Annotated in this window: 22 protein-coding genes and 1 tRNA gene; 6 read left to right on the forward strand and 17 right to left on the reverse strand. The window is 65.4% G+C overall.

Annotation, left to right across the window (positions count from 1 at the left end):
• Positions 1-23: 23 nt before the first annotated feature.
• The 10 genes from LZ012_RS05615 to glyQ all read right to left on the reverse strand — a co-directional run bounded on the left by LZ012_RS05615 (position 24) and on the right by glyQ (position 8,854).
• On the reverse strand, positions 24-239 hold the full coding sequence (locus LZ012_RS05615) for a Flp family type IVb pilin (protein ID WP_275708434.1): 216 nt from the start codon (positions 237-239) through the stop codon (positions 24-26).
• Between the two features lie 29 nt (positions 240-268).
• Positions 269-775, reverse strand: coding sequence for a response regulator (locus LZ012_RS05620; protein ID WP_275708437.1), 507 nt, complete (start codon positions 773-775; stop codon positions 269-271).
• A 120-nt stretch (positions 776-895) separates the two neighbouring features.
• Positions 896-1,582 (reverse strand): response regulator transcription factor, encoded by a 687-nt coding sequence (locus LZ012_RS05625; protein ID WP_275708440.1) that lies wholly within the window; start codon positions 1,580-1,582, stop codon positions 896-898.
• Positions 1,579-3,321, reverse strand: a complete 1,743-nt coding sequence (locus tag LZ012_RS05630) for a sensor histidine kinase (RefSeq protein WP_275708443.1) — start codon at positions 3,319-3,321, stop codon at positions 1,579-1,581. The genes LZ012_RS05625 and LZ012_RS05630 overlap by 4 nt, the downstream gene beginning before the upstream one ends.
• Positions 3,314-3,553, reverse strand: coding sequence for a hypothetical protein (locus LZ012_RS05635; protein ID WP_275708446.1), 240 nt, complete (start codon positions 3,551-3,553; stop codon positions 3,314-3,316). The genes LZ012_RS05630 and LZ012_RS05635 overlap by 8 nt, the downstream gene beginning before the upstream one ends.
• Before the next feature lie 236 nt (positions 3,554-3,789).
• Positions 3,790-4,506: a M48 family metallopeptidase gene (locus LZ012_RS05640; protein ID WP_275708448.1), complete on the reverse strand. Its 717-nt coding sequence runs from the start codon at positions 4,504-4,506 to the stop codon at positions 3,790-3,792.
• Positions 4,487-5,236, reverse strand: coding sequence for a lysophospholipid acyltransferase family protein (locus LZ012_RS05645; protein ID WP_275708450.1), 750 nt, complete (start codon positions 5,234-5,236; stop codon positions 4,487-4,489). The genes LZ012_RS05640 and LZ012_RS05645 overlap by 20 nt, the downstream gene beginning before the upstream one ends.
• Positions 5,233-5,784, reverse strand: coding sequence for a D-glycero-beta-D-manno-heptose 1,7-bisphosphate 7-phosphatase (gmhB, locus tag LZ012_RS05650; RefSeq protein ID WP_275708452.1), 552 nt, complete (start codon positions 5,782-5,784; stop codon positions 5,233-5,235). Before gmhB ends, LZ012_RS05645 begins: the two co-directional genes overlap by 4 nt.
• Positions 5,785-5,799: 15 nt before the next feature.
• On the reverse strand, positions 5,800-7,908 hold the full coding sequence (glyS, locus tag LZ012_RS05655) for a glycine--tRNA ligase subunit beta (protein ID WP_275708454.1): 2,109 nt from the start codon (positions 7,906-7,908) through the stop codon (positions 5,800-5,802).
• A gap of 1 nt (position 7,909) precedes the next feature.
• A complete protein-coding gene (gene glyQ / locus LZ012_RS05660; RefSeq protein WP_275708456.1) occupies positions 7,910-8,854 on the reverse strand; it encodes a glycine--tRNA ligase subunit alpha in 945 nt (314 codons plus the stop codon).
• A 202-nt stretch (positions 8,855-9,056) separates the two neighbouring features.
• Here glyQ and LZ012_RS05665 point away from each other — a divergent pair, with 202 nt between their 5' ends.
• The 4 genes from LZ012_RS05665 to msrA all read left to right on the forward strand — a co-directional run bounded on the left by LZ012_RS05665 (position 9,057) and on the right by msrA (position 13,737).
• Entirely contained in the window at positions 9,057-9,689 is a 633-nt protein-coding gene (locus LZ012_RS05665; RefSeq protein ID WP_275708458.1) for a TetR/AcrR family transcriptional regulator, read from the forward strand.
• Positions 9,686-12,187 carry a PEP/pyruvate-binding domain-containing protein gene (locus LZ012_RS05670; RefSeq protein WP_275708460.1) on the forward strand — a complete coding sequence of 834 codons (2,502 nt, stop codon included), beginning with the start codon at positions 9,686-9,688 and terminating at the stop codon, positions 12,185-12,187. Before LZ012_RS05665 ends, LZ012_RS05670 begins: the two co-directional genes overlap by 4 nt.
• Positions 12,188-12,423: 236 nt before the next feature.
• Entirely contained in the window at positions 12,424-13,110 is a 687-nt protein-coding gene (locus LZ012_RS05675; protein WP_275708462.1) for a transglycosylase SLT domain-containing protein, read from the forward strand.
• Positions 13,111-13,188: 78 nt separating this feature from the next.
• Positions 13,189-13,737 carry a peptide-methionine (S)-S-oxide reductase MsrA gene (gene msrA, locus LZ012_RS05680; protein WP_275708464.1) on the forward strand — a complete coding sequence of 183 codons (549 nt, stop codon included), beginning with the start codon at positions 13,189-13,191 and terminating at the stop codon, positions 13,735-13,737.
• Between the two features lie 244 nt (positions 13,738-13,981).
• Here msrA and lnt read toward each other — a convergent pair whose 3' ends face one another.
• From lnt to miaB, 5 genes are read right to left on the reverse strand one after another with little or no spacing between them, the layout of a single operon-like run.
• Positions 13,982-15,442: an apolipoprotein N-acyltransferase gene (gene lnt, locus LZ012_RS05685; protein ID WP_275708466.1), complete on the reverse strand. Its 1,461-nt coding sequence runs from the start codon at positions 15,440-15,442 to the stop codon at positions 13,982-13,984.
• Complete coding sequence (locus LZ012_RS05690) at positions 15,423-16,268, reverse strand: HlyC/CorC family transporter (protein ID WP_275708468.1); 846 nt, start codon at positions 16,266-16,268, stop codon at positions 15,423-15,425. The genes lnt and LZ012_RS05690 overlap by 20 nt, the downstream gene beginning before the upstream one ends.
• Positions 16,269-16,273: 5 nt before the next feature.
• The gene (gene ybeY, locus LZ012_RS05695) at positions 16,274-16,639 is read right to left on the reverse strand and encodes an rRNA maturation RNase YbeY (RefSeq protein WP_420839474.1); all 366 of its coding nucleotides are present in this window, start codon (positions 16,637-16,639) and stop codon (positions 16,274-16,276) included.
• 55 nt (positions 16,640-16,694) lie between these two features.
• The gene (locus tag LZ012_RS05700; RefSeq protein ID WP_275708472.1) at positions 16,695-17,687 is read right to left on the reverse strand and encodes a PhoH family protein; all 993 of its coding nucleotides are present in this window, start codon (positions 17,685-17,687) and stop codon (positions 16,695-16,697) included.
• Positions 17,668-19,005 carry a tRNA (N6-isopentenyl adenosine(37)-C2)-methylthiotransferase MiaB gene (gene miaB, locus LZ012_RS05705; protein ID WP_275708474.1) on the reverse strand — a complete coding sequence of 446 codons (1,338 nt, stop codon included), beginning with the start codon at positions 19,003-19,005 and terminating at the stop codon, positions 17,668-17,670. The genes LZ012_RS05700 and miaB overlap by 20 nt, the downstream gene beginning before the upstream one ends.
• A gap of 119 nt (positions 19,006-19,124) precedes the next feature.
• Here miaB and LZ012_RS05710 point away from each other — a divergent pair.
• Together LZ012_RS05710 and LZ012_RS05715 are read left to right on the forward strand one after the other, a co-directional pair.
• Positions 19,125-19,201, forward strand: a tRNA-Met gene (locus LZ012_RS05710).
• Between the two features lie 216 nt (positions 19,202-19,417).
• Positions 19,418-20,023, forward strand: a complete 606-nt coding sequence (locus LZ012_RS05715; RefSeq protein ID WP_275708477.1) for a hypothetical protein — start codon at positions 19,418-19,420, stop codon at positions 20,021-20,023.
• Positions 20,024-20,224: 201 nt separating this feature from the next.
• Here LZ012_RS05715 and LZ012_RS05720 read toward each other — a convergent pair whose 3' ends face one another.
• Positions 20,225-20,713, reverse strand: coding sequence for an acyl-CoA thioesterase (locus LZ012_RS05720; protein ID WP_275708480.1), 489 nt, complete (start codon positions 20,711-20,713; stop codon positions 20,225-20,227).
• A gap of 99 nt (positions 20,714-20,812) precedes the next feature.
• Positions 20,813-22,354, reverse strand: coding sequence for an alkyl hydroperoxide reductase subunit F (gene ahpF, locus LZ012_RS05725; protein WP_275708482.1), 1,542 nt, complete (start codon positions 22,352-22,354; stop codon positions 20,813-20,815).
• Positions 22,355-22,429: the final 75 nt, after the last annotated feature.

Below are 22,429 nucleotides of genomic sequence, written 5' to 3' on the forward strand. Positions count from 1 at the left end.
TTGGCAATCCCTGCGCATCGCCATCACATCGCCGCGACCACGGCGTTGGCGACTACCGCCCACAGTGCCTGGACGTGGTTGCCCAGGGTGCCGACGCCCGCCGCAGCCACCGCGGCGATCAGCGAACCGAGCAGGGCGTACTCAAGGGCCGTCACCGCCGCCTGGTCCCGGATAAAGGCCTCGGCTGTGTGGCAGGCGAAGGCGATAGGGCTGGGTGCTGCATGTGGTGTCGGGGTCATGGCGTTTCTCTCCGTCCGTTGTGATCACTTTAGGCAGCGGGCTTTTTCCCCGAATCGGAGGCTTCAACCGATTTGTCTGGGCGGGCGCTCCCGGCCCGGCATGACAAAACTCCTACCGGCACCTGCGGGGCAACGGCGAGTACCGCGCCGACCAGCTCGCCGGCCGGCGCAAACTTGTGGATGAAGGCCACGGCGCCGGCGTCGAGGGCACGGACCTTTTCCTGCGGGTCGTCGGAAGAACTGAGGATGATGACCTTGACGCCCGGATGGCGGCCGATGGCCGGCAGCAGGTCGAGGCCGCGCTCGCCGCCGAGATCGAGGTCGAGGACGACGATGCCGGGCGCCGCCTCGGCGAGCAGCCGGAGCGCCGCCGGGCCGTCGCTGGCGGTGCCGACCACGTCGATGCGCGGATATTCCGCCTGCAGCAGCGCCGCGACGGCAGCGAGGGTGCGGCCGTGGTCGTCGACGACCAGCACCCGCCGCGGGCTGGCGGCGGTGACGGCGTGATCGTGAGGGGGGGGCGGATCGAAGCTCATGTACAGAGCAGTGTCGGCCGCTGCAGGCGGCATGCACAAAGGAGGTGCAGCGGGGTTTGCGGCGTCGTTTTGTCCTGCCGCGACCATGACAAAACTCCTGGTCGGCGGCGTGGGGGGGCGCTACCCGGCGGCGAGTCCGTGTTCCACCGCGTAGGCGAACAGGTCGATGCGGTTGCGGGCGCCGAGCTTGTCGTAGATGGTGGTCAGGTGGTTGCGCAGGGTGTGCTCGCTGATGTGCAGCGCATGGGCGATGGCCAGGCTCTTGGCGCCGCGGTTGTGCACCACGGCGCGGACGATTTCGCGTTCGCGCGCCGTCAGGCTGGCGATGCGCACGGCTTCGGCATCGGCGCCGGGCGTTCGGCCGCCGGCCGACAGGGTACCGATGACCTTGGCCATCATCATGCGGTTGATCCACACTTCGCCGGCATGGACGCATTCGATGGCATGGAGCAGCAGTTCGGCGCTTTCGTCCTTGCCGATGACGCCGCGCGCGCCCTTCAGAATGGCTTCGTGCTGGACCTGCGGATCGCGGCCGCCAGTCAGGATCAGTACCTGCGCCTGGCTCAGGCGCTGCAGATCGGGCAGGGCGTCGCCGGCGTTCTGGCCGTTCAGGTCGAGGTCGAGCAGGATGATGTCCGGTTGCGCGGCGCCGACGCCGGCCAGCATGTCGGCGCAGGAATTGGCCGTGCCGACCACCGTCATGCGCGCCCCGGCGCTTTCGACCAGGCGTTCGAGACCCCAGACTACCGATTTGTGGTCGTCGACGATCATGACGCGGATGGGGGGGCGGCCGGTGGGGGCGCTCATGTTCGTCCTTTCGCCCGCCCGACCGGGATCGGTACGCGGACGGTAACGGTGGTGCCGGCCGCGTCGCAGTCCAGTTCGAGCGAGCCGCCGAGCGCGGCGGCTCGCTCGCTGAGCGAGATCGGCGTGAAGCGGGGAGCGGCCGCCTTGCCGGCATCGTTCGGATTGCGGATGCCGAGCACCAGCATGCCGCCGGCCGCATTCAGGGAAATCCACGCCCGGCGGGCCTGGGTATGGCGCCGGATATTGCTCAGCCCTTCCGCCACGATGTGGAACACCTCGCCGGCGATGCGCCGGCTGACCGGCATTTCGCCGGCGACCTCGACTTCGACGGCGATGCCGAACAGCTGCCCGAAGCGCTGCGCCTGGCGCCGCACGGCGCTCGACAGCAGGGCGCCGCCCTTGCCTGGCGCGCCGCGCAGGCCGCTGATCACTTCGCGCATCGAGGCCAGTTCCTCGCTGGCCATCGCCACCAGGCGCTCGAGATCGGCCGCCAGCGGTGTGTCCCGTCCGGCCCGGCGCTGCACGGCCTCGATGGCGAACTTCAGCCCGATGTAGGGCTGGATCGCGCTGTCGTGCAGGTCGCGGCCGATGCGTGCCCGTTCGGTGTCGGCCGCCTCGGTCGCCAGGCGCTCGCGCAGGTAGGCGTTTTCAACCGACGGGCCGACCTGGTCGACGATGTGGGCGAGCATTTCCAGCCAGCGGACGCTGACCGGCAGCATGTCGCCGGCCAGGATCAGGCGCACGCGGCCGATGCCGGACGGCGACAGCGGTACCGACAGCAGGCGGTTGCGCCCGGTGAGGCCGGCCAGCGCCACGGCGATGGCGCGGTCGGTGGCGCCCGGCGCCAGCGGCAGGCGCGCCGGCCCGAAGCCAAGCAGGCGGTCATGCTCCCACCAGCGCTGGGCGCCGGACCAGCCGAGGGCGAGGTCGGGCGTCAGCGACAGCACCTGTTCAGCCACCGCCTGGGCGGCCAGCGCCGACAGCTCGGCGGGACCGCTTTCCGTCTCCCAGCAGAAGATGCGGCTGCGCCCCTCAAAGGTATGCACCGCCAGCAGGGCGGCAGAGGCGCCGAGCGGGCGGGCGATGCGGGCGATCAGCTCGGGAATCAGGGCGTCGAAACCGCGCCGGGAATCCAGTCCTTCCACCACGCTGGCGGCGAAGGCCTGCTCTTCGCGGATGGCCGCCTCGCCGCGGGCCAGCGCCGCCGAGATCGGTCCGACCAGGAGCAGCGACAGCGGCAGCGCGAGCAGCCGCTCCCACGAAATGCCCGGCGCCTGCAGCGCGAAGACGACGATGGACGACAGCCCGGCAAAGGCGGCGATGGCGACGCTTTCGCGATAGCCGCTGCGCCAGGCGGCGAAATACACCGGGAAGAGCAGGAACTGGAAATACGGCACGCCGCGTTCGCCGGCCAGGCCGAGCAGGAGCAGGAACCAGGCAGCGTCGAGCCAGCAGAAAACACGGTGGCGGGCGCCCGTCGCGCCGTTGGCCGCCAGCCACAGGATGACCGCCGCGTAGATGCTGAAGGCGAGGACGCCGATCGCCAGCGGCAGGCGGTTTTCCGGCGGCACGTCGAACATCAGCAGGCCGGCGATGATGGCGAGCATGACGCGCAGGCTTTCGATCAGGCGGCGCGACTCGGGCGGGCGCAACAGCGCCCGGCCTGCCGGCGCGATCTGCGGCAGATTGCCGGCCGCCAGGCCCGGCGAGGCTGCCAGCTGGCCGCCGTTGCTAGTCATGGGCCGGCACCAGCGAGAAGCCGATGCGGCCGTCCCGGTCGAACAGCCGCACGCGGCCCAACTGCCGGTCGCACTGCATGTCGAGCAGGCGCTTCTTCAACTGCGGCACGCTGTCGATGGCCTGCGCCGAGAGGCCGGCCAGGTCGTGGAGCAACTGCGTCGCCACGTAGTCGGCGCTATTGGCGATATGAGCGGTATGGGCGACGGCTCCCCCGTTGTCATGCACGATCATCGTGATTCCCCGTATCGTCTGTTATGCGATGCTGACGGTCACGGCGACATTCCGCCGCCTCCACAACGCAGTGTAGAGATTCGGGGGGCTATGCAAATCGGAAGAGACGCCGATCGTTGTCGGCAATCGGCGAAGCTGGGGTAAGGATTGGACGACAGTTGCTAGTAACTAGTTTTTAGTAGTTAATGGTTAGCGATTTTTGGGGGCGCCACGGTGCCCCTTGCATTGACTAATGACTAATAACCAGCAACAGTCTTTCCCCATTGCCGCAATTCCAGGCGCAGTGCGCGCCAGTCGGGGCACAGTTGTTCGACCACCGCCCAGAAACGCGGGCTGTGGTTCATTTCCTTGAGGTGGGCCAACTCGTGGCAGACGACGTAGTCCACCACCGGCAGCGGCATGAAGATCAAGCGCCAGTTCAGCGAAATGCCGCCGTGGTGGCTGCAACTGCCCCAGCGTGTGCGGGCCGAGGACAGGCGTAGCGGCGGCACGGCGACGCCGAGGCGCGGGGCATGCAGCGCCAGGCGTTCGGCGAAGACCGTGCGGGCCTTGTCGCGCAGGGCTTTTTCCATCAATTGCCGGGCGCTGGCCGTGGCGCTCGGATGCAGGTAGAGGGTTTGCGGGCCGAATTGCCAGCCACTGCGGCCGAGCGGCGTGATGGCGATGACCCGTTGCTCGCCGAGCAGCGGAATGACCGTGCCGTCGGTGATGTCCAGCGCTTGCGGGGCGGGGCGCTCGCGCCAGGCAGCGAGCTTGTCAAGCACCCATTGGCCGTGCTGGCGGATCAGGGCTTCGATGTCGCCGACCCGGGCGCGGTTCGGGGCGCCGACGCGCAGGCCGCGATGGTCGATGGCCAGGCCTATGGTCCGCCGCTGGCTGCGGCGCAGCTGATAGGCGACCGTCTGGTCGCCGATGACGATGCTGCGGACGGCTTCAGGTGCTGCTGACGGCATCCGGGTAGCGGTGCGGCGAGAGGCGGCGCATTTCGGTCTCGATCCACTCCTCGGCCTTCTTGTTGACCTCGATCTCGCTCATGCCGGTGGCGTCGAAAGCCGGGCCGATGCTGATGGTGACGGTGCCCGGCTTCTTCAGGAAGGCCTGGCGCGGCCACAGTTCGCCGGCGTCGTGGGCGATCGGCACCACCTTGCAGCCGACGTGGGTCGCCAGGTAGGCACCGCCCGGCTTGTAGCGCTTGGTCTGCCCCGGGGCGACGCGAGTGCCTTCCGGGAAGAGGATGACGTAGAAGCCCTGCTTGAGGCGCTCGCGGCCCTGGCTGACGACCTGGTCGAGGGCATCCTTGCCGGCGGCGCGGTCGATCGAGATCATCTTCATAGCGGCCAGGCCCCAGCCGATGAAGGGCACCTTGAGCAGTTCCTTCTTCAGCACGAAGACGCAATAGGCGCCGTCCGGCACGCAGTCCTGCAGGGTCATCGTTTCCCAGGCCGACTGGTGCTTGGACAGGATGACGCAGGCTTCCTTCGGCATGTTTTCGCGGCCGATGACCTTGGGCCGGATGCCGAGGATGTTCTCGACGCCGAACTGGGTGCCCAGGCGCCACAGCTTGCCGAAGCGATAGGCCCAGTTGCCTGGTAGCAGCGGGCCGGCGATGACGACCAGCGGCGCGCTGAGCACCGACCAGAGGATGGCGTAGGCCATGAACAGGGTCGAGCGGATGGCGTTCATTTCTTCGCCTTGCCGAGGATGTGCTCGACGGCAGCTGCCAGGTCGGCGAATTCCAGCGTGCCGTCCGGCAGGTTGCCGTCGGCCTTGGTCTTCTCGCCCTTGCCGGTCCGCACCAGCATCGGCTGGCAACCCAGCACGACGCAGGCCTGCAGGTCGCGCAGCGAGTCGCCGATGGCCGGAACGCCATTCAATTCGACGTTGAGCGTTTCCGAAATGCGCTTGAACATGCCCGGCTTGGGCTTGCGGCAATCGCACTTCGAGTCCGCGGCATGCGGGCAGTAGAAAATGGCGTCGATCTGGCCGCCGCCATCGACCACCGTCTTGTGCATCTTGGCGTGGATCTTGTTCAGCGTGTCCATGTCGAACAGGCCGCGCCCGACGCCCGACTGGTTGGTCGCCACGACCACGCGGTAGCCGTTCTGCTTCAGCTTGGCGATAGCCTCCACGCTGCCGGGAATCGGCTTCCATTCATCCGGGCTCTTGATGAACTGGGCGGAATCGAAATTGATCACGCCGTCGCGGTCGAGAATGACGATCTTGTGGGCCATGGCGACGTTCCTGACTTAGGCGGAGAGCTTCGACAGGTCGGCGACCTGGTTCATCGCGGCATGCAGCTTGGCGAGCAGGCCGAGCCGGTTGGCGCGCAGGGCCGGGTCGTCGGCATTGACCATCACGCCGTCGAAGAAGGCATCGACCGGGCTGCGCAGCGCGGCGAGCGCGGTCAGCGATTCGGTGTAGTCGCCGGTGACGAAGGCGGCATCGGCTTGCGGCACGACTTCGACCAGCGCGTCATGGAGGGCGACTTCGGCGCTTTCCTTGAGCAGGGCGTTGTCGACCACCGCCTCGACGGCGTTCTCGACCTTCTTCAGGATGTTGCCGACCCGCTTGTTGGCGGCGGCCAGCGCGGCGGCTTCGGGTAGGGCCGAGAAGGCGCGCACGGCGGCCAGACGCTTGGGGATATCGCCCAGGCGCTGCGGCCGTTGCGACACCACGGCATCGACTTCCTGCGCCGTGTAGCCCTGCTCGCGCAGGTTGCCGGCCAGACGGTCGTAGATGAAGTCGGCCAGCGCGGCCTCGGCCGGCTTGAAGCCTTCCACCGCGGCGAACGGCACGGCGGCCGAAGCGAGCAGCACGTCGAGCGGCAGGCCGAGATCGCCCTCGGCCAGCATGCGGATGACGCCCAGCGCATGGCGGCGCAGGGCGAACGGGTCGCGGTCGCCAGTCGGAATCTGGCCGATGCCGAACATGCCGACCAGGGTTTCCAGCTTGTCGGCCAGCGCGACGACGGTGCCGACCAGGCCGCGCGGCAGCGAGTCGCCGGCAAAGCGCGGCTTGTAGTGATCCTCGACGGCATCGGCGACGTCGGCGTTGAGGCCGTCGTGCTGGGCGTAGTAGCGGCCCATGATGCCCTGCAGTTCGGGGAATTCGCCGACCATGTCGGTCAGCAGGTCGGCCTTGGCCAGCACGGCAGCCTGTTCTGCATGCTGGGTCAGGGTGCCGCCGCCCAGTTGCTCGGCGATGGCGCGGGCGATCGCGGCAACGCGCTGCATGCGCTCGCCCTGGGTGCCCAGCTTGTTGTGATAAACGACCTTGGACAGGCCGATGACGCGGCTTTCCAGCGATTTCTTGCGATCCTGGTCGAAGAAGAACTTGGCGTCGGCCAGGCGCGGGCGCACCACGCGCTCGTTGCCGCCGATGACGGCGGAAGCGTCGTCCGGGCTAATGTTGCTGACGACCAGGAACTTGTTGGTCAGCTTGCCGGCAGCGTCGAGCAGCGGGAAATACTTCTGGTTGGCCTTCATGGTCAGGATCAGGCATTCCTGCGGCACGGCCAGGAATTCGGCCTCGAACTGGCCGATCAATACATTCGGGCGTTCGACCAGGGCGGTCACTTCGTCGAGCAGGGCATCGTCGTCGATCGGCTTGCCACCGGCCTTGGCGGCGGCCGCTTCGAGCTGGCGGGCGATCTCGGCCTTGCGCTCGGCGAAGGAGGCGATCACCGAACCATCCTTGAGCAGCGTGGCGGCATAGCTGTCGGCGTCGGCGATGACGACCGGATCGATGGCCGCTTCGAAGCGATGGCCCTTGGTGGCGCGGCCGGATTCCAGGCCGAGCACGGCAACCGGCACGATGTCGGCGCCATGCAGGGCGACCAGGGCGTGCGCCGGGCGCACGAAATTGACCGTGCTCCAGCCGTCGGCCAGCTGGTAGGTCATGACCTTGGGGATGGGCAGCGCAGCGAGGGCGGTCTCGACGGCCTTCTGCAGGCCTTCGGCCAGCGTGGCACCCTTGGCCAGGCTGTCGTAGAACAGGATGTCGGCCTTGCCGTCATTCTCGCGGCGCAGGCTGGCGACGGCGGAGGCGTCGGCACCGAGAGCGGACAGCTTCTTGAGCAGGGCCGGCGTGGCGTTGCCGGCGGCGTCGAGACCGACGGCGACCGGCATCAGCTTCTGGACGACCGGCTTGTCGGCGGCGACGGCCTGCACGCCCGTAATGTGCGCGGCCAGACGGCGCGGCGAAGCGTAGGCAGTGACGGCGGCATTGTCTCCGGCCAGGCCATCTTTCTTGAGGGAGTTGGCCAGTGCGGACGAAAAGGCTTCGCCCAGCTTCTTCAGTGCCTTGGGCGGCAGTTCTTCAACGAACAGTTCAACGAGGAGGTTCTTGGCGGTCATCTCAAGCGGCTTTCTTGGCGTTCTGTTCTTCGAGCTTGGCCAGCACTTCGGCGGCCCATTCCTTCGGCGCCATCGGGAAGCCGAGGCGGGCGCGGGAATCGAGATAGGCTTGCGCCACGGCGCGGGCCAGGTTGCGGATGCGGCCGATGTAGGCGGCGCGCTCGGTCACCGAGATGGCGCCGCGGGCGTCGAGCAGGTTGAAGGTGTGGGCGGCCTTGAGCACCTGTTCGTAGGCGGGTAGCGCCAGTTGGGCGCCCATCAGGTGCTGCGCCTGCTTTTCGTGCGCGCCGAAGGCGTGGAACAGGAAGTCCACGTCGGAATGCTCGAAGTTGTAGGTCGATTGCTCGACCTCGTTCTGGTGATAGACGTCGCCATAGGTCAGGCCGTCGGTCCACACCAGGTCGTACACGTTCTCGACGCCCTGCAGGTACATGGCCAGACGCTCGATGCCGTAGGTGATTTCGCCGGTGATCGGCTTGCAGTCGATGCCGCCGACCTGCTGGAAGTAGGTGAATTGCGTCACTTCCATGCCGTTCATCCACACTTCCCAGCCCAGGCCCCAGGCGCCCAGGGTCGGGTTTTCCCAGTCGTCCTCGACGAAACGCACGTCGTTCTTCTTCAGGTCGAAGCCGAGGGCTTCCAGCGAACCGAGATACAACTCCAGAATATTGTCCGGCGCCGGTTTCAAGACCACCTGAAACTGGTAGTAGTGCTGCATGCGGTTCGGGTTTTCGCCGTAGCGGCCATCCTTGGGGCGGCGCGACGGCTGGACATAGGCGGCTTTCCACGGCTCCGGGCCGATGGCGCGCAGAAAGGTCGCGGTATGGCTGGTGCCGGCGCCGACTTCCATGTCGTAAGGCTGGAGCAGGGCACAGCCCTTGTCGCTCCAGTATTGCTGCAGACGCAGGATGATTTCTTGAAATGTCGGTTTCTGGCTGGTCGTCATCGGACGCACTCGATCTTGATTCGAAACGCTCGATTTTACTTGCTTTTCCCGGCGATGTTCAGCGCTTCGCCTATGCTTGCAAAATTGTGAACGACGTTCAATAATTTACGTCGTTATCGAATTTGTGGCGACGGTGAAAAAAGCTGTCGTCGCGTCGGGGCTGCCTCGCATGGCCCGATTGGGCAGGAAAGGAATCGTCAGCATGACCGAACAAGCAAGCGCTACCGTCAATTCTCCGGCCGAAGCCGGCCGCCGCGAACGCAAGCGGCAGCAACAGCTGGATCACCTCGCCGACACCGCCTGGCGCCTGTTCGAGGCCGATGGCTTCGAGGCGGTGACCATGGAGCGCATCGCCGAGGTGGCCGATGTGTCCAAGGTCACGCTGTACCGGCATTTCCCGGCCAAGGAGGCCTTGCTGCGCCATGTCTTCCATAGCGAACTGCGCGCCGCCTGGCCGGACATCCAGCCGGAACTGGCGCGGGTGGGCGCGGGACGGGCGCGGCTGGCCCGCTTTCTCGAATTGCAGGCGGCGTGGTGCGAGAGCCGGCGCACCTTTCTGTTGCCCTACGTCCGCTACCGGCTGGCTGACCATCGCCTGCCGAGCGAAGGGCGCGAACGCAGCGGCATGGACCTGATCTTTGCTGAACTGATCGCGCAGGGGCAGGCGACGGGCGAATTCCGCGCCGATCTGCCGGCGCCTTTGCTCGCCATGCATTTCCAGTTTGCGCACCTGGCGACCCTGCTGCGCTGCCTGAGCGACGAGCGGCTGTCGCTAGCCGCCGAGTTCGCCACCATGCTCGACCTCATCTGCAATGGTTTGGGAGCCAGGCCATGAGCGGCAACTTGTCCCTGATTTCCGCGGCACAAGCGGCGTCGGCCGTCACTGAGCAGGTCGGCGGTAAAGGCAGACAGCTCGGGCAATTGCAGCGCTACGGCCTGCCGGTACCCGATTTCTTCGTCATCCCCGCAGGGTGGAGCCGGCAACGCAGCGGCGGTGTGTCGCCCGACCTGCAACAGTTGCTACACGCCGAACTGGTCGCCCGCGGCTGGCAGGGAACAGCGCTCGCCGTGCGCTCGTCGGCGGTCGGCGAGGATGCCGCCGCCGCATCCTTCGCCGGCATCTATCGCTCCTGCCTGAACGTGGTCGGCGCCCAGGCGCTGGTCGGGGCGGTGGCCGAGGTGTGGGCCTCCCTGGATACACCGACGGCGACGGCCTACCGGCAGCGTCTGCAGATCGACGGCGAGCCGGCCATGGCGGTGGTCGTCATGCCGCTGCTCGCCGCCGAAGCCTCGGGCATCGCCTTCACCTGCGACCCGGCCAATGGGCGCGACGACCGCATGGTCGTCCATGCCCACTGGGGGCTGGGCGAGACGCTGGTCGGCGGCGAAGCGGCCGGCGACGAATATGTCTTTGCCGAAGATACGACCGATGTCTGGCGTCTGCTCGAATCGCGGCCGGGCAGCAAGGAGACGATGTCCGTCCCGGCGCCGGACGGCGGCACGCAGCGCCAGCCGGTACCGCTCGCCCGGGCGCAGGTGCGGGTGCTCGACGACGCGCAGGCCGAAGCGCTGGCGGCGCTGCTGCGCGATGCGGCGCTGGCCTGCGATTTCGTCGCGCCTTTCTACGATCTCGAATGGGTTTGGGACGGCGGGCAGTTCTGGCTGACCCAGGCGCGGCCGGTGACCCGGCGCCCGCACCACACCTATCCGGCCTTGGCAGCCCAGCCGGCGATCTGGACGCGCGGCAATACCTGCGAGGTGATGCCCGTAGCGCTGCAGGCGATGGACTGGAATTTCTCGCGCCGCGGCTGCAACGATCTGCTCGAACAGGGGTGGAAGCTGGCCGGCTACCCAGTGCTGCCCGGGGTGCAGCGCGCCGGGCTGTTCGACGGCCGTCTCTACCTCGAAGCGTCGATCATGCAATGGGAAGCCTGGGACTGCATCGGCCTGCTGCCCGAGCGCTTCAACGCCCTGATGGGCGGCCACCAGTCGGTCATCGCCACGACACCACCGACCTGGCGTCAACGCCTGACCCGGGGCGGCAACACACTGCGCTACCTGCGCCACGCCCCGGCCATGGGGCGGCGCGGCGATGCTGAAGTGGCACAGGCGCTGGCCATCGCCCGCGAGCTACGCGATGCCCCCTTGCCGGACAACAACGCCGACATCACGGCACTGCTCTTTCGTGTGCTCAAGCCGGCCCGTGAGTTCGTCGGCATGTTCTTCCTGCAGGGATCGGGCGGCGGCAGCCTGAGCCTGCTGCTCGACACGCTGGAGCGCGCTTTCCCCGGCGAGAGCGAAGCCATCGGCTCGGCGCTGCTCGCCGGCGGCGAACCGAGCGTGACCGCGCAGCAGGGTTACGCTCTGCTCGACCTGGCCCGGTTGGCCAAAGCAGTCGCGCCCGGCCGGCTGCCGCAGGACGCCCCGGAATTCGCTCGCGCCTTCGCCACTTTCCTCGACCGCTACGGGCATCGCGGCCATTACGAAACGTATTTGCGCAGCCCGCGCTGGAGCGAGCAGCCCGAGCGTCTGCTCGAACAGTTGCCAGCACTGGCTGAGGTCGACGCGGTGGCAATGCGCGCCCGGCAGCAGGCGGCGGCCGACGCGGCGTGGGAGCGCATCCGCCGCGAGTTGCCGTTCTGGTATCGGCCCCTGCTGCGCGCCCAGGTCAAGGCCGCCAATCGCGACAGCAACCGGCGCGAGGCGGCCCGCAGCGCGATCATTTCGCTGCTCGCCGCCAGTAGGCGCCTGTGGCTGTTGATCGGCGAGCGGCTGGTCGGCGAAGGGGCGCTCGACAGGCCCGACGACATCTTTCACCTGCTGCCCAGCGAGGTCGAACGTTACGCTATCGGCTTGCTGCCGCTGGCCGGGCTGCGCGCCCGGCTGGCCGAACGCCGCGCGCTGTTCGCCCGCTGGCAGGCGACCACGCCGCATGAATGGCTGACCCTGGCACCGACCGGGCAAACGGCGCCGCAGCCGCCGGCGGAGACAGCTCCGATCAAGCCTGCTGACGGGCGGCGTTTCCGTGGTGTCGCCACCGGCACCGGGGTGGCACGCGGCAAGGTGCGCCGCCTGCGCCATCCGTCCGAAGGACTGGCCCTGCAACCCGGCGAAATTCTCGTTGCACCATCGACCGATCCCGGGTGGACGCCCCTGTTCCTGAAGGCCGGCGGGCTGGTGGTTGAAACCGGCGGCTACCTGTCGCACGGCGCCATCGTGGCGCGGGAATTCGGTCTGCCGGCGGTGGTCAATCTGCCGGGCATCCTGGCGGCACTTCACGACGGCGACGAGGTCGAAGTGGACGGCTGGAAAGGGGTAGTGCGTTTGTACTAGTGTTGTCGCGACGCAACATCGAACCCGTTTCTTGACGGCTGTTTAGTTGACCTAGATCAATCAAATCAATAAACTGGATTTGTGTTGCGGTGCAACATCGGTTTTTGCGGCGCTCTTCTTCTACCTGCCGCGCTTTGAAGCGATTTCCCTTCACACGCTTCCCGCCGATGTCGTACCCCCCTGTAACCGTTCGCTGCGCGGTCGTTTTGCGCAGTGGCAACAGTCAAGGAGGTCGCATGAACGCTACGACCCTTAGTTCGCCTTCCATGCAGCGCGTTTCCGCGTTGATGGTGGAGGTTTTTCAAAAATTGCTGATGGCCGCCGGCCTGGTTTTCATTATCAGCGTGATCGGCGTCCAGAGCGGACTCATCAGCCTCGATATGCCCTTCATCCAGAAGGTCTTGCCGGCTGAAGAGGTTGAGGAAGAAGCCGACGCCGAGGCCATCGAAACTGACACCCCGGCCGTTGAGGTCCTGGCGCCGCGTCTGCGTGGTGCGATGGACTACGTGACCCGCCGCTACAAGGTCTCGATCGAGGCGGTGCAGCCTATTTTCGCCACGGCGCAGAGCGTCGGCAAGGAACTGCATATCGATCCGCTGCTGATCATCGCCGTCATCGGCGTCGAGTCGGGATTCAACCCGTTCTCGCAGAGTGTGGTCGGTGCCCAGGGCCTGATGCAGGTGGTGCCGCGCTACCATCAGGACAAGCTGCCCGAGGACAGCACGTCTTTCCTCGATCCGGTGACCAATGTCCAGGTCGGCGCCCGTGTGCTGAAGGAATCCATTCGCCGCCAGGGCGGCCTGGAGGAAGGTCTGCAGCAGTTCGGCGGCGCCATCGGCGACGCCGGCCGGCGCTATGCCGGCAAGGTGCTGGCCGAGCGCCAGCGTCTGGAGCAGGCGGCCCAGCGCTTGCGCGCCGCCTGACCGTTCGCCGCCAGCCGGCCGGGAACTCACGGCCGGCGGCAAGGTCCGACCGGTATCGTCATGCGACCTATAACAACGATGCCCCAACCCAAACTTGCTGTGGCGACCCTGGCCGGGGGCTGCTTCTGGTGTCTTGAAGCGGCCTTCGAGCAACTCGATGGCGTGATTTCCGTTCTCCCTGGCTATATGGGCGGGCAGTTGCCACGGCCGAATTACGAGGCAGTTTGCCGCGGCGACAGCGGCCACGCCGAGGTCGTGCAGATTCGCTTCGACCCGGCGATTATCGACTACGACACGCTGCTCACCGCCTTCTTCACCATTCATGATCCGACGACGCTGAACCGGCAAGGGCATGATGTGGGCAGCCAGTACCGGTCGGCGATTTTTTACCATAACGACGCCCAGAAGGCCGCCGCCGAGGCCATGGTCGCCCGCCTCAACGCCGAGGGACTGTGGGCCGACCCCATCGTCACCGAAGTGACGCCGGCCACCACCTTCTTCGAGGCCGAGGAATACCACCACCAGTATTTCCGCCGTAACCCCTATCAGGGCTATTGCATGGCGGTCGTCGGACCCAAGGCGGCCAAGCTCCGTCACGCCTTCGCCGATCGTCTGAAGGCGGAGTGAACGGCCGGCTTGGGCTTGCCCGGCGCTGCCGGGAACAATCCCGGTGCGCGCCTTAATCGGTATGACTCGTTTTGGTGCGGCGCAGCATTTCCCAGCTGGCAATCAATGCGAGGGGTGAAAAGGCGCCAACCGTGACGCCGATAAGGATTTCAGCCAGTCCGCCATCCATGATGCTTCTCCTGCAAGGGTTTGATGACCCTTTCATTGCATGGAGCGTGCCAAGCGCCGAAACGGCGGTGAGCGATCAGCGTTTGCGCGCCAGGCCGAGGAGCAGCATCAGCATAATGAGCGCTATGGCCGGCCAGTCGCCCAGGCGGCCGTAAGGCGTGGCGCCGGTGTGGGCCTGCACATTGCCGGTCAGGACGCCGGTGGTAAACGGCGGCAGCGCGGCGCGCACCGTGCCGTCCGGCCCGACGATGGCGGTCATGCCGGTGTTGGTGGCGCGCAGCATGGGGCGGCCGGTCTCCAGTGCGCGCATCTGGGCGATCTGCAGGTGCTGCGGCTGGGCCAGCGAACGGCCGAACCAGGCCGTGTTGGACAGGTTGGCCAGGATGCCGGCCTCCGGCAGGGCGCGGACGATCTCGTTGCCGAAAACGTCTTCGTAGCAGATGTTGGCCGCCACCTGCTGGCCGGCGACGGCCAGCGGCGCCTGCCGCTCCGGGCCGCGCGAGAAGGACGAGGCCGGGATGTTGGCGTAGGCCATGAACCAGGCGAAGCCGGGCGGGATGAATTCGCCGTAGGGCACCAGATGGCTCTTGCTATAGACCTGCAGCGGCGAGGTGCCGAGACTGACGGCGCTGTTGTAGTAGGCCTCACCCTCGCCGGTCAGGGTGCCAAAGACGATGTCGCCATTCTGGCGGCTGGCCAGCGCTTTCAGGGCGTTGAGATAGTCTTCGGGCAGCTGGTCGAGGAAAACCGGGAAGGCGGTTTCCGGCAGCAGCGTCAGTTGCGCCGGGTTGGCCTCGATCAGTTCGCGGTAGAGGTTCAGGGTGCGGACGAAGGCTTCCGGCCGGAACTTCATTTCCTGCGGGATGTTGCCCTGGATCAGCGCGACGCTGATCGGGGCGCCCAGCGGAGCCGTCCATGCGACCTGGCACAGGCCGAATCCGGACACGGCGAGCACGGCCAGCACCGTGGCGCCGACTCGCCAGCGCAGCAGCAAGGCGCCGCTCAGCGCGACCAGCGCGGATAGGCCGAAGACGCCGAGCAGCGGCGCAAAGCCGGCCAGCGGGCTGGGTGGCGTCTGCGAATAGCCGATGGCTAGCCATGGAAAGCCAGTGAACAACCAGCTGCGCACCCAGTCGCCGGCGGCGAGCAGGGCGGCGAAGAGCAGGGCTTGCTGCCAGAAACCGGCCGGCTGCCAGCACTTGAAAACCCAGCCGGCGGCCATCGGGAACAAGGCCATCACCGTGCAGAACAGGAAGGCGGCCGGCCCGGCCAGCCACCACGGCATGCCGCCGAAAACCGACAGGCTGACATAGACCCACGACACGCCGCACAGGAAGAAGCCGAGGCCGAAGGCGAGGCCGGTCAGCAGGCCCTCGCGGGGCGATTCGGCGCGCAGCAGCAGCGCGAAAAAGCCGGCCCATACGGCGGGCGCCAGCCAGAATAGCTCGAACGGGGCGAAGCACAGCACCCCCGTCGCGCCGATCAGCGCAGCCAGGGCGAGACGTGCCGGCGACCGCTCAGGCAGTCTGGTCAGCACTGGTCTGTTGTTTGGGTGGGTCGACGAGCAGGGTGTACAGGCGGCGGCTGTCGGCGCGCAGCACCTGGAAGCGCATGCCGTCGATATCGACGACTTCGTTGCGCTTGGGGACGCGGCCGAGGTGGCGCAGGATCAGGCCACCGACGGTGTCGAATTCCTCATCGGAGAATTCGGAGGCAAAGGCTTCGTTGAAGTCCTCGATCTCGGTACGCGCCTTGACCCGATAGCGGCCGGTGGAGTCCTGGCGGATGTTGTCGTGCGCCTCGTCGAAGTCGTATTCGTCCTCGATGTCGCCGACGATCTGCTCGAGCACGTCCTCGATGGTGACCAGGCCGGCGACGCCGCCGTATTCGTTGACCACGATGGCCATGTGGTTGCGCGAGACGCGGAATTCGCGGAGCAGCACGTTGAGGCGCTTCGATTCCGGGATGAAGACGGCCGGGCGCAGCCAGTCGCGCAGGTCGAAACTCTCTTCGGTGTGGATGCGCAGCAGGTCCTTGGCGAGCAGGATGCCGAGCACGTTGTCGCGGTCGCCGTCGACCACCGGAAAGCGCGAGTGGGCGGCGTCGATGACGATGGGAACGATCTCGTCCATCGCGTCGTCGACGTCGATGACGTCCATCTGGGCCCGCGGGATCATTACGTCGGTGACGCGGGTGTCGGAGGCGGCCAGCGCTCCTTCGATGATGGTCAGCGCATCGGCGTCCATCAGGTTGCGCTCGTAGGCCGAGTGCAGGATTTCAAGCAGCTGCTCGCGATCTTCGGGTTCGCGCAGCAGCAGGGAAGTCAGTCGTTCGATGAAACTCGGTTTACTGTCACTGTCCATATTTTTCAGGCGGCGTACGGGTCGGGATAGCCCAGCGCGGCAAGTATTTCCTTTTCTTCGTTTTCCATGGCGTCGGCATCATCGTCATTGTCATGATCCCAGCCCTGCAAATGCAGCATACCATGCACCGTCAGGTGTGCGTAATGCGCCGCCAGTGGCTTGTTCTGCTCCGCCGCCTCGCGCGCCACCACGCTCGGACAGATGACCAGGTCTCCTGTCACCACTGGCTCGGTGTCGTACGGAAAGGACAGCACGTTGGTCGCGTAGTCCTTGCCGCGGTACTCGTTGTTCAGCGTCTGGCCTTCGTCGGCATCGACCAGGCGGATGGTCACTTCGCCGCCGCCGACTAACGCGGCGCGGGCCCAGCGCACGAAATCCGTCCGCAAGGGTAGGCCCTCGCGGTTACAGACATATTGCACGGACAGATTAAGCCGATTGCTGGCGTTTTTCATAGGCGTCGACGATGCGGGCAACCAGCGGGTGGCGCACCACGTCTTCCTTCTTGAAATGGGTGAAAGCGATGCCGCGCACGTCGCGCAGCACGTCGATGGCTTCCTTGAGGCCGCTCTTGTGGCCCTTGGGCAGGTCGATCTGGGTGATGTCGCCGGTGACCACCGCCTTGGCGCCGATGCCGATGCGGGTCAGGAACATCTTCATCTGCTCCGGCGTGGTGTTCTGCGCTTCGTCGAGGATGATGAAGGCGTGGTTCAGCGTGCGGCCGCGCATGAAGGCGAGGGGGGCGATTTCGATGGCGCGCTTCTCGTACAGCTTGGCGACGCGGTCGGCACCCATCAGGTCGTACAGCGCGTCGTACAACGGGCGCAAGTAGGGGTCGATCTTCTGTGTCAGGTCGCCGGGCAGGAAGCCGAGGCGCTCGCCGGCCTCGACCGCCGGCCGGGTCAGGATGATGCGTTCGACCAGGTCGCGCTCGAAAGCATCGACGGCCGAGGCGACGGCCAGATAGGTCTTGCCGGTGCCGGCCGGACCGATGCCGAAGGTGATGTCGTGTTCCTGGATGTGCTTCAGGTATTCGACCTGGCGCGGCGTGCGGCCGTGCAGCTCGGTCTTGCGGGTGACCAGTTGCGGGCCATCCACCGGGCCTTCGGCGGCGCGCGAAATGCGGCGTACCGGGGCATTGAGGAATTCGATCAGGCCGAGCTGGATTTCATCGACCGACAGCGGTTCGCGTGCCATGGCGTAGAAGTGGCGCAGGGCATCGGCCGTCAGCTGCGCCTTCTCGCCGGTGATCGACAGGCGCTCGTTGCGGCGGCGGATGAGCACGTCGAAACCGGTCTCGATCTGCCGGATGTTCTCGTCGAGCGGCCCGCACAGATTGGCCAGCAGCGCGTTGTCGACCGGTGCGAGGGCGAACTCGACTGGTCGCGACTTGGGCGCCGGCTTAGTCTTCGCGGATGACAATTTCGCCTCGCAGACTGTGCGGCAGGGCCGAGGTGATGCGGACATCGACGAAGGTGTTGATCAGGCGCGGATTGCCGGCGAAATTGACGATCCGGTTGTTGTCGGTGCGGCCGGCCAGTTCGTGGGCGTCCTTCTTCGAGGTGCCCTCGATCAGCACGCGCTGCACGCTGCCAACCATGGACTGGCTGACGGCCTGCGCCAGTTCGTCGATGCGCTTCTGCAGGCGCGACAGGCGGGCCGACTTGACCTCGGCCGGCGTGCTGTCGTCGAGGTCCAGCGCCGGCGTGCCGGGGCGCGGGCTGTAGATGAAGGAGAACGAGGCGTCGAACTGGACGTCGTCGATCAGCTTCATGGTTTTCTCGAAATCCTCGTCCGTTTCGCCCGGGAAACCGACGATGAAGTCGGTGGACATCGAAATGTCCGGCCGCGCGGCGCGCAGCTTGCGGATGATGGACTTGTACTCGAGCGTCGTGTAGCCGCGCTTCATCGCCGCCAGTACGCGGTCGGAACCGGCCTGCACCGGCAGATGCAGGTGCGACACCAGCTTCGGCACCTTGGCGTAGGTATCGATCAGGCGCTGCGACATCTCGCGCGGGTGCGAGGTGGTGTAGCGGATGCGCTCGATGCCCGGCACTTCGGCGATGTACTCGATGAGCATCGCCAGGTCGGCCTTCTCGTCGGTGCCTTCCATGTCGCCGCGGTAGGCATTGACGTTCTGGCCGAGCAGGGTCACCTCGCCGACGCCGTGGGCGGCCAGGTCGGCCACTTCGGTCAGCACGTCGGTAAACGGCCGCGACACTTCGCCGCCGCGGGTGTAGGGCACGATGCAGAAGGTGCAGAACTTGGAGCAGCCTTCCATGATCGACACGAAAGCGGTGGCACCCTTGATCTCGGATGGCGGCATGGCGTCGAACTTCTCGATTTCCGGGAAGGACACATCGACCGCCGCCTTGCCCTTGCTCTTGCGCTCGGCGATCAGCTGCGGCAGGCGGTGCAGGGTCTGCGGGCCGAACACGATATCGACGTAGGGCGCGCGCGACACGATGGCCTCGCCCTCCTGGCTGGCCACGCAGCCGCCGACGCCGATCACCAGGTTCGGGTTCTGCTGTTTCAGGTGCTTGACCCGGCCCAGGTCGTGGAAAACCTTCTCCTGCGCCTTTTCGCGCACCGAGCAGGTGTTGAACAGGATGATGTCGGCTTCTTCGGGGTTGTCGGTCTTGACGATACCTTCGGAGGCGTTGAGCACGTCGGCCATCTTGTCCGAATCGTACTCGTTCATCTGGCACCCGAAAGTGCGGATGAAAAGCTTTTTGGTCATGGAAATGCTTTGAAAATCAGTGGGTGCCGCTTCGGCAAGCGGGCGGCAGGAAAGTTGCGCATTATAACGCGGTTGACCATCCGTCCGCCGCCCAACTATAATTCGCGCCCTCTAAGCGTGGTGATGTAGCTCAGACGGTTAGAGCGATGGATTCATAACCCATAGGTCGGCAGTTCGATTCTGCCCATCACCACCACAAGATTCAAAGACAAAGCCCCGGACAACCTCCGGGGCTTTGTCGTTTACGCCTCATGTTGTTGCTCCATTGGCTGGCGGAAAGATGGCGAAGAAAGGAAGCGGGGGCTGGCTGTTGAGATTTTCCTGCTAGCGACGGACAAAAGATAAACCTAAGGAACGTGATCGATAGTGTGGTTTATCATGGCGGCCTTCGAATTGATGACAATTGGCTCCCATGGTTGAACTTGTATTGAATTTGGTTTTCATCGGTGCAAGCCTGCTGGCCGATATCAAGCTCTACAACACGATGGATACTAAGTTTCCGCAGCAGCTCGGGCAGATAATCCCCATCATGTTCCGTGAAGAGGGTTATAACCTCTTCACACTCAGTACCCCGCCCTATGAGGATGGCAAATGCAAATACACAGGCTTTGCTGTGCCCTATGAACGCACGTGGGAAGAGGTGACGGAATCTGGAGGTGTTCGGGTAGTCAATCCACCAGAGCCCGGTAAGATCACCGGTTACGCTATGGTCATCAATAAGAAGACATGCCCTGGTAAGGAGCCTGAACCGATGTTCCGGGTAGACACGCGGGACGAGCGCGGAATATTGTTTAACAAAGGGCAGATGCAAAAAGGCTACTTTATCGTTTCGCGCAATTACGCTTCGCTCAAGGAAGAAGACCGTCCAAAGTGGATAGAGCAGGCTCTGGTTGTATTGGATAAAGCATCGGCCACGAACCTCGAAGCAAAAGCTTTTATGGACTATACCCGTGAGGCCGCCACTAAGGCTGCTCCAAAGCAGTCGGCAGTCGCGCCCAATGGCACCAAATTAGAGTAAGCCTCCTTTCTGAATTCTATGGCATAGCTAAAGTGGTGCAGTTCAATTTGCCGATTCAAGTGCGGCTTACATCGATAGGAATGGTTTTTAGTTCATTGTTCTTATTATTGTAGTGAACGAACCACTAGTCTCTACCATTCCATTCATGTAATACCGAAGCCCGCTGATCCGTCAGCGGGCTTTGTCGTTTACGTTCCCGAATTAGCCAGGGGTGCCGGCCTGCAGTTGCTTTTGCCGTGTTTCGAATTCCTTGCGCAGTTCGCGGCGTAGCTGGGCACCCTGGTAGCGGCGTATTTCTTCGGGGGTCTTGGGTTCGAGCGGCGGAACCGGGGTGGTTTGTCCGTTGTCGCCTACCGCCACCATGGTGAAGAAGCAGCTGTTGGCGTGGCGGACGACCTGGTCGCGGATGCTTTCGGCCAGAACCTTGACGCCGATTTCCATCGACGTGTTGCCGGTGTAGTTCACCGAGGCGAGGAAGGTGACCAGTTCGCCGACGTGGATGGGCTGGCGGAACATGACCTGGTCGACGGACAGGGTGACGACGTACTGGCTGGCGTACCGGCTGGCGCAAGCGTAGGCGACCTGGTCGAGCAGCTTGAGGATGGTGCCGCCGTGAACATTGCCGGAGAAGTTGGCCATGTCGGGCGTCATCAGGACGGTCATGGCGAGTTGGTGTTTGGGCAGGTGCATGGCTGGCTCCGGGCATGGGCGGTCGGGCCAGTATAGCCCGCCAACAAGAAAGCCCGGCAAGGCTCAGGGGCCTTGCCGGGCTGGATGGGTGGGAGCTGATTACGAGCGGATCAGGTGGTCGAAGGCGCTGAGCGATGCCGTTGCGCCGGCGCCCATGGCGATGACGATCTGCTTGTAGGGCACGGTCGTGCAGTCGCCGGCGGCGAAAACACCGGGCACCGAGGTGTGGCCCTTGGCATCGATCTCGATTTCACCAAAGCGGCTCAGGTCCACCGTGCCTTTCAGCCAGTCGGTGTTGGGCAGCAGGCCGATCTGGACGAAGATGCCTTCCAGTTCGACGAACTTGACCTCCTCGCTGACCCGGTCCTTGTAGACAATGCCGTTCACCTTTTGGCCGTCGCCGGTCACTTCGGTCGTTTGGGCCGACTTGATGACCGTGATGTTGGGTAGGCTGTACAGCTTTTTCTGCAGGACGGCGTCGGCGCGCAGGGTGTCGGCGAACTCGAGCAGGGTGACGTGGGCGACGATGCCGGCGAGGTCGATTGCCGCCTCGACGCCCGAGTTGCCGCCGCCGACGACCGCAACGCGCTTGCCTTTGAACAGCGGGCCGTCGCAATGCGGGCAGAAGCAGACGCCCTTGGCCTTGTATTCCTTTTCGCCGGGCACGTTCATTTCGCGCCAGCGGGCGCCGGTGGCGAGGATGACCGACTTGCTCTTCAGCGTGGCGCCGTTTTCGAGTTCGACTTCGATCAGTTCACCCGGCGTCAGCTTGGCGGCGCGCTGTAGGTTCATGACGTCGACTTCATAGTCCTTGACGTGCTGTTCCAGCGCGGCGACCAGCTTGGGGCCTTCGGTGTGGCTGACCGAGATGAAATTTTCGATGCCCAGCGTGTCCATGACCTGGCCGCCGAAACGCTCGGCGACGACGCCAGTGCGGATGCCCTTGCGCGCGGCGTAGATGGCCGCGGCCGCGCCGGCCGGGCCGCCGCCGACGACGAGAACGTCGAAGGCGTCCTTTTTGCCGAGTTCTTCGGCGGCGCGCGCGGCGGCGCCAGTGTCGACCTTGGCGAGGATTTCCTCGATGAGCATGCGGCCCGCGCCGAATTCGGCACCGTTCAGGTAGGTGGTCGGCACGGCCATGATCTGGCGGGCGTTCACTTCGTCCTGGAACATGGCGCCGTCGATCATCGTGCTGGTCACGCCGGGGTTGAGCACGGCCATCAGGTTGAGCGCCTGCACGACGTCCGGGCAGTTGTGGCAGGACAGCGAGATGTAGGTTTCGAAGTCGAAGCTGCCGGGCAGCGCCTTGATCTGGTCGATGACCGACTGCTCGACCTTGGGCGGATGGCCGCCGGTCTGCAGCAGGGCGAGGACGAGCGAGGTGAATTCGTGCCCCATCGGGATGCCGGCAAAGTGGATGCGCGGCGCTTCGCCGGGCAGGCCGATGGCGAAGGAGGGGCGGCGGGCGGCGTTGCCGTTTTCGCGCAGGCTGACCTTGGCAGAGAGGCTGGCGATATCGACCAGCAGGTCGCGCATTTCGCGGGCCTTGGCGCTGTCGTCGAAGGAGGCGACGAGTTCGATCGGGCGTTGAAGTTTTTCGAGGTAGGCCGACAACTGGGCCTTGATATTGGCGTCAAGCATGGTTTCTCTCCCGTTGCTGAATTTCACTGCAATGGCCCGCAGACCGGGGCATTGCGCTGAAATCCCGCCGCCGGG

Source organism: Dechloromonas hankyongensis (assembly GCF_022012295.1).
Lineage (GTDB): Bacteria > Pseudomonadota > Gammaproteobacteria > Burkholderiales > Rhodocyclaceae > Azonexus > Azonexus hankyongensis.

Coding starts and splice junctions, on each gene's coding strand:
- LZ012_RS05675 (WP_275708462.1), top strand. CDS start 12,424: ATGAACGCTACGACCCTTAGTTCGCCTTCCATGCAGCGCGTTTCCGCG.
- LZ012_RS05640 (WP_275708448.1), bottom strand. CDS start 4,506: ATGCCGTCAGCAGCACCTGAAGCCGTCCGCAGCATCGTCATCGGCGAC.
- glyQ (WP_275708456.1), bottom strand. CDS start 8,854: ATGACGACCAGCCAGAAACCGACATTTCAAGAAATCATCCTGCGTCTG.
- ahpF (WP_275708482.1), bottom strand. CDS start 22,354: ATGCTTGACGCCAATATCAAGGCCCAGTTGTCGGCCTACCTCGAAAAA.
- LZ012_RS05665 (WP_275708458.1), top strand. CDS start 9,057: ATGACCGAACAAGCAAGCGCTACCGTCAATTCTCCGGCCGAAGCCGGC.
- LZ012_RS05720 (WP_275708480.1), bottom strand. CDS start 20,713: ATGCACCTGCCCAAACACCAACTCGCCATGACCGTCCTGATGACGCCC.
- LZ012_RS05625 (WP_275708440.1), bottom strand. CDS start 1,582: ATGAGCGCCCCCACCGGCCGCCCCCCCATCCGCGTCATGATCGTCGAC.
- LZ012_RS05690 (WP_275708468.1), bottom strand. CDS start 16,268: ATGGACAGTGACAGTAAACCGAGTTTCATCGAACGACTGACTTCCCTG.
- LZ012_RS05620 (WP_275708437.1), bottom strand. CDS start 775: ATGAGCTTCGATCCGCCCCCCCCTCACGATCACGCCGTCACCGCCGCC.
- gmhB (WP_275708452.1), bottom strand. CDS start 5,784: ATGGCCCACAAGATCGTCATTCTCGACCGCGACGGCGTGATCAATTTC.
- msrA (WP_275708464.1), top strand. CDS start 13,189: ATGCCCCAACCCAAACTTGCTGTGGCGACCCTGGCCGGGGGCTGCTTC.
- LZ012_RS05670 (WP_275708460.1), top strand. CDS start 9,686: ATGAGCGGCAACTTGTCCCTGATTTCCGCGGCACAAGCGGCGTCGGCC.
- LZ012_RS05635 (WP_275708446.1), bottom strand. CDS start 3,553: ATGATCGTGCATGACAACGGGGGAGCCGTCGCCCATACCGCTCATATC.
- LZ012_RS05715 (WP_275708477.1), top strand. CDS start 19,418: ATGGTTGAACTTGTATTGAATTTGGTTTTCATCGGTGCAAGCCTGCTG.
- LZ012_RS05645 (WP_275708450.1), bottom strand. CDS start 5,236: ATGAACGCCATCCGCTCGACCCTGTTCATGGCCTACGCCATCCTCTGG.
- LZ012_RS05630 (WP_275708443.1), bottom strand. CDS start 3,321: ATGACTAGCAACGGCGGCCAGCTGGCAGCCTCGCCGGGCCTGGCGGCC.
- glyS (WP_275708454.1), bottom strand. CDS start 7,908: ATGACCGCCAAGAACCTCCTCGTTGAACTGTTCGTTGAAGAACTGCCG.
- miaB (WP_275708474.1), bottom strand. CDS start 19,005: ATGACCAAAAAGCTTTTCATCCGCACTTTCGGGTGCCAGATGAACGAG.
- LZ012_RS05615 (WP_275708434.1), bottom strand. CDS start 239: ATGACCCCGACACCACATGCAGCACCCAGCCCTATCGCCTTCGCCTGC.